Annotated in this window: 6 protein-coding genes; 2 read left to right on the forward strand and 4 right to left on the reverse strand. The window is 62.8% G+C overall.

What is annotated here, in order from left to right; translation table 11 throughout:
• Window positions 1-119: 119 nt before the first annotated feature.
• Complete coding sequence (locus EN750_RS18060; protein WP_127397225.1) at window positions 120-767, reverse strand: hypothetical protein; 648 nt, start codon at window positions 765-767, stop codon at window positions 120-122.
• An 87-nt stretch (window positions 768-854) separates the two neighbouring features.
• Here EN750_RS18060 and EN750_RS18065 point away from each other — a divergent pair, with 87 nt between their 5' ends.
• Window positions 855-1583 (forward strand): type 1 glutamine amidotransferase, encoded by a 729-nt coding sequence (locus EN750_RS18065; protein WP_127397226.1) that lies wholly within the window; start codon window positions 855-857, stop codon window positions 1581-1583.
• Between the two features lie 262 nt (window positions 1584-1845).
• Window positions 1846-1977: a hypothetical protein gene (locus EN750_RS41505; protein ID WP_013893872.1), complete on the forward strand. Its 132-nt coding sequence runs from the start codon at window positions 1846-1848 to the stop codon at window positions 1975-1977.
• A 39-nt stretch (window positions 1978-2016) separates the two neighbouring features.
• Here the strand turns inward: EN750_RS41505 and EN750_RS18075 are convergent, their stop codons facing one another.
• Genes EN750_RS18075 through EN750_RS18085 form a run of 3 tightly spaced genes read right to left on the reverse strand, consistent with a single transcriptional unit; the run spans window position 2017 to window position 4783 of the window.
• Window positions 2017-2790 (reverse strand): metallophosphoesterase family protein, encoded by a 774-nt coding sequence (locus tag EN750_RS18075; protein ID WP_127397227.1) that lies wholly within the window; start codon window positions 2788-2790, stop codon window positions 2017-2019.
• Between the two features lie 33 nt (window positions 2791-2823).
• Complete coding sequence (locus tag EN750_RS18080; protein WP_127397228.1) at window positions 2824-3960, reverse strand: alpha-hydroxy acid oxidase; 1137 nt, start codon at window positions 3958-3960, stop codon at window positions 2824-2826.
• Window positions 3961-3979: 19 nt separating this feature from the next.
• The gene (locus EN750_RS18085) at window positions 3980-4783 is read right to left on the reverse strand and encodes an FCD domain-containing protein (RefSeq protein ID WP_127397229.1); all 804 of its coding nucleotides are present in this window, start codon (window positions 4781-4783) and stop codon (window positions 3980-3982) included.
• Window positions 4784-5043 lie beyond the last annotated feature (260 nt).

Genomic DNA, 5043 nt, shown 5'->3' on the forward strand with positions numbered 1-5043 from the left:
GCTCTGCTGTTGGCCGGCGTCGAACTCGACATCCGGCGCGAGATCGTCGGGCACGAACAGACGTTGCATCTTGTAATTGGCGCGCATCCGCCGAGGAATGAGCGAGCCTGCCGCCGGCGTCAAGCCTCGGCGGTAGGATGCCACACCGGCCGAAAGCCATGCCCCAGCACGGCGAGGGTCGTGGCCGGCGTCAGCAGCGAGAGTGTCTTGCCGTTGAGCAGGCCGAAATCGCCGGGATGCTCATATCCGGCAAAGGACCAGCGCAGTGTCGTGCCCCGACGCAGGGCATAAACAGTGCGACCATCCGCAACCATGGCGCCGTCCGGCAGGCCGGCAAGGTCTTCAACAGCAATCCCTGGCGGCCTGCCGCCCGAGGCCAGCCGCTCCTTGTGCAGCCGTTTGTCGACCATCGGCGCGCGCGGTTCGGCAATGCCGAACGCGTCGCCGAAGCGGCCGACGAAATCCCTGGCCCGTTCGCGCTGGCAAAAGAAGCAGGGGCGATGCCCGGCCGCCAATGCCGTCACCTCGTCGAGGAAGAACAGTTCTGTCCAGCCCGCTTTGCCGCCCTTCCGGTTGCGGCCCATCGGTTGGCGCCGCACATTTCGGAATTGGCAGACGCAGATGATCCAGGCCGGAAGCGCCCAGCGCTTTTTCTTGAGCGTCTTGGTCTCGGGATCGTGGATGATGCCGCGATTGCCGGTGAACAGGCCGCGATCGGGCACAGCGTGGATGGTACCGAACGGATCGACCCGGTTCTGCAGTGGCATAGTTTTCTCTCCGGACACGCATCTTGGCTGCAATGCGAGCGGCATGATATCGCTCCTCGCATCTTTTCATGTCAGCAGGGTTTTGTGATGCGGGTGCTGGTGGTCCAGAACTACGACAATACCGGCCTCGGCCAGGTCGGCGCAGCACTTGCGGAAGCGGGTGCCGATCTCGACCTGCGTCTCCCTTACAAAGGCGATCCCCTGCCGGATGACGCGGCCGGGCATGATGCCATGATCGTGCTCGGCGGCGGCCAGAACGCGCTGGCCGACGATGAGTACCCCTATTTCCCGGCACTGCTCGAACTGACCCGCGACTTTGCCGACAAGGATCGCGCCGTGCTCGGCATTTGCCTCGGCAGCCAGCTCGTCGCCCGTGCTTTCGGCGGCGAAAACCGCATCGGCGGCGCCAATGAGTTCGGTTGGCGCGGCGTATCGCTGACGGCGGACGCCAAGGCCGATCCGGTGCTGGGCGCACTGCCGGAGAAATTCCCGATCTTCCAGTGGCATGACGACACCTTCGTGCTGCCCGAGGCCGCCGTGCGGCTCGCCGGCAACGATGTCGCCGAGAACCAGGCGTTTCGCGTCGGCCGCGCCGTCTACGGTTTCCAGTTTCACTTCGAGGCCGACCGGCCGATGGTCGAGGACTGGAGCACGTCCTTTGCCCCGACCATCGCCGCGCGCCACCCCGACTGGGCCGGCAAGCTCGATGGCGAAATGGCCCGCAACGGGCCCGATGCGGATGCCGCTGGCCTCGCCATTGCCCGTGCCTGGGTAGCGACCATCCGAGTGTTGGTCTCTCCGTACCCTGCAGCGTGACATAATTGGCACGCGGCGGTGAAACCGCCTGGGGAAAACCGTTTCATTCTTGGCTTGTGTCCGCCCGCCATCCTACAAGGCGCGCGCTCTGCATCTTCTGTGCAACGGCTATGAACCTTTGTGTGACCCGCGCGACACACCGTTGATACAGAACATGCCTAGAAGCGCAAAATCGTCGAAACTTTGAAGCGAATTCTCGGTTTCAACGCATTGGTAACCGCCTGGTGCACAGATGCAGAAAGCTCAACAAGAGATGACCTCCGTGAAAGCAGCGCTTCTGTCCTTTGCCATGTTGTCCGCCATCGTGCTGTGCGGTCTCGGCATCTATGCCGCCGACGCAGCCAACAACCACAACGCCGTCGACGGTTACGGCGTCACCGCCTCGCTGCGCTAAAGGCAGGAAGCGTCTTTCGCGTCCTCCGACGCGCGACGCTCAAGCTTCCTTGATCGTCATTGTCAGGATGCGTTTGTCCGCGCCGTCGACGACGAGCGCGCTCAGCATGCCTGATTGCCAGGCAAGCGTGTCGACATTGACGCGGTTGGCCATCACTTCCGCCTCCGGCACCGGCGTGTGGCCATGCACCACGATCTTCGGATAGAGGTCGGGGTGGTTGTGAAAGGCGTCGCGGATCCAGATCAGATCCTGCGGGCTTTGCTTCTCCAGAGGAATACCCGGCCTGATGCCGGCATGGCAGAAGAAGAAGTCCCCGAAAATCACGGAGAACGGCAGCGATCGCAGGAAGTCGATGTGGCTTTGCGGCACGGCCTCGACCAGGGCCTGATGTCCTTTGCGCACGGCCGATTCGGCCTTGCCGAACCACACGCTTGTGCCTTCACTGATCGCCACGCCGTAAGACTGTGCCGTCTGGATGCCGCCGAACCGGATGAAAAGCCCTTCCGGGTCAGGGGTCTTGAGAAAATCGAGAAAGCCGATGTCGTGGTTGCCGGCCAGCATCAGGTAACGAGGGTCGCGCTCTTGCGCTTCGATCAGGAAATCGATGACGCCCTTCGAGTCCGGCCCGCGGTCGACATAGTCGCCAAGATGGATGACGCGCCAGTCGGCAGGTGGGTCCTGCTCGATCTCGGCCCTGATGCGCCGATGCATGGCGGCCAGCAGGTCGAGCCGGCCGTGGACGTCGCCGATCGCGTAAAGACGCACACCTTCCGGCCCATGCGCGTCGAGAAAATGGATGCCGGGTTCTGCCAATTTTTCGGTGTCTCCGTGGTCGCGGTCACGGGCTTAGCGCCGGAGCTGGTCCTTGCCCATGTCGGTGACAAGACGCTTTCCGCACAGCGCCAGCGTGATGTCCATCTCCTTGCGGATGATTTCCAACGCCTTGGTAACCCCTTCCTTGCCAAGCGCACCCAGGCCGTAAAGAAATGGCCGGCCGATATAGGTTCCCTTGGCACCTAGGCAAAGCGCCTTCAGGACATCCTGGCCGGAGCGGATGCCGCCATCCATATGCACTTCGATCGTGTCACCGACCGCGTCGGCAATCTCTTCCAGAACGCCGATCGACGACGACGCACCATCGAGCTGGCGCCCGCCATGGTTGGAAACGATGATCGCGTCGGCGCCGGTCTTGGCCGCCATCAGCGCGTCCTCCTTGTCGAGAATGCCCTTGAGGATCAGCTTGCCGCCCCAGCGCTCCTTGATCCAGGCGACGTCCTTCCACGACAGATGCGGGTCGAACTGCTCCGTCGTCCACGATGCCAGCGAGGCCATGTTGCCGACGCCCTTGGCGTGGCCGACAATGTTGCGGAAGGTCCGCCGCTTCGTGCCGGCCATGGCGGCGCACCAGCGCGGGCGGATGGCCATGTCGACGATGTTCGTCAGCGTCAGCTTGGGTGGCGCCGAAAGCCCGTTGCGGATGTCCTTGTGGCGCTGACCGAGAATCTGCAGGTCGAGCGTCAGCACGAGCGCCGAGCATTTCGCCGCCTTTGCCCTATCGATCAGGTTGAGCACGAACTCCTTGTCACGCAGCACATAGAGCTGAAACCAGAACGGCTTCGTGGTTACCGAGGCGACATCCTCGATGGAGCAGATGCTCATCGTCGACAAGGTGAACGGCACGCCGAATTCCTCCGCCGCCTGAGCCGCCACCATCTCGCCATTGGCGTGCTGCATGCCGGTCATGCCGGTTGGCGCCAATGCCACCGGCATCGACACTTTTTCGCCGATCATCGTCGATGCCAGCGAACGGTTGTCCATGTCGACGAGCACGCGCTGGCGGAACTTGATCTTCTGAAAGTCCTCTTCGTTGGCCCGATACGTGCTTTCGGTCCACGAACCGGAATCGGCATAGTCGAAGAACATCTTCGGCACGCGCCGGCGGGCGAGGTCCTTGAGGTCGGCGATGGTCAGGATCTGGCTCATGGGCTTCCCGTTTCGATAGCTAGGAGCGTTTGCGTGCAGGTTCGGTATCGGTGGCTTCGACCCGCTGCTTCAGCCTCAGTCGCGAAACGCGCTGCCAGTCGCCGCTGCGCTCGGCTTCCGCCATCGACCGTTCGACATAGGTGATGTGGTCCATCGCCGCTTGCCGGGCAGCATCCGGATCGCCGGCCTTCACCGCCGCATGGATCGCGCGGTGCTGCGCCAGCAGGGCGTCGCGCGCGCCGGGCACGCTGAACACCAGCAGCCGGTTCTGGAACACGCCCTCCGACAACAGCCGGTAACAGGAACGCAACGTGTGCAAAAGGATGATGTTGTGCGCGCATTCGCAGATCGCGTGGTGGAACTCGACATCGATCTCGGCCTCGTCGTCGAAGTCGCCGGTCCGGTGCGCATCGTCCATACGTGCCATGATCTTGTCGAGCAGCGCCATGTCGTCCGCAGTGGCGCGCCGTGCCGCGTATTCAGCCGCGACCCCTTCGATCTCGCGGCGATATTCCAGATAATCGGTCACTGCCTTGCGGTGCATCGAGATCAGGTCCGTCACCGGTTTGGTGAAGAGCTGGCCGATGACATCGGCGACATGCGTGCCGCCGCCGGGCCTTGTCGTCAAAAGGCCGCGTCCTTCCAGTGACTTCAGCGCATCACGCAGGATCGGCCGGGATACGTCGAACTGGCGTGCAAGCTCGCGCTCGCCCGGCAGCCGGTCGCCGGTGCGCAGCACGCCTTCGAGGATGAGGCTCTCGATTTGCTGCACCACCTCGTCGGCGGTGCGCGAATGCTCGATCCTGGAAAAAATGTCGCTCAACAGAATGCCTGGAAGGTGAACCGGTGTCGCAGAATAGAGCCTGCCTCGCCAACTGGTCAAATTATTTATCCAATTGACAAAAGCGGGCCGATTTTCCGCCCGATGCCATCATCTTCGGCTACCTTTGCCGTTTGCGTCATCAGGCCATTGGCACTAGAGGGACGCGGGTGCAAGAGGTTCAAGGAAACTCAGGGAACAAGCCGTGTCAGACGACCCGTCCGATCTCGAATTCCAGCCGCGCGCCAAGGGCAGCGTCATGG

It is taken from the genome of Mesorhizobium sp. M7A.F.Ca.ET.027.03.2.1, assembly GCF_003999175.1.
Lineage (GTDB): Bacteria > Pseudomonadota > Alphaproteobacteria > Rhizobiales > Rhizobiaceae > Mesorhizobium.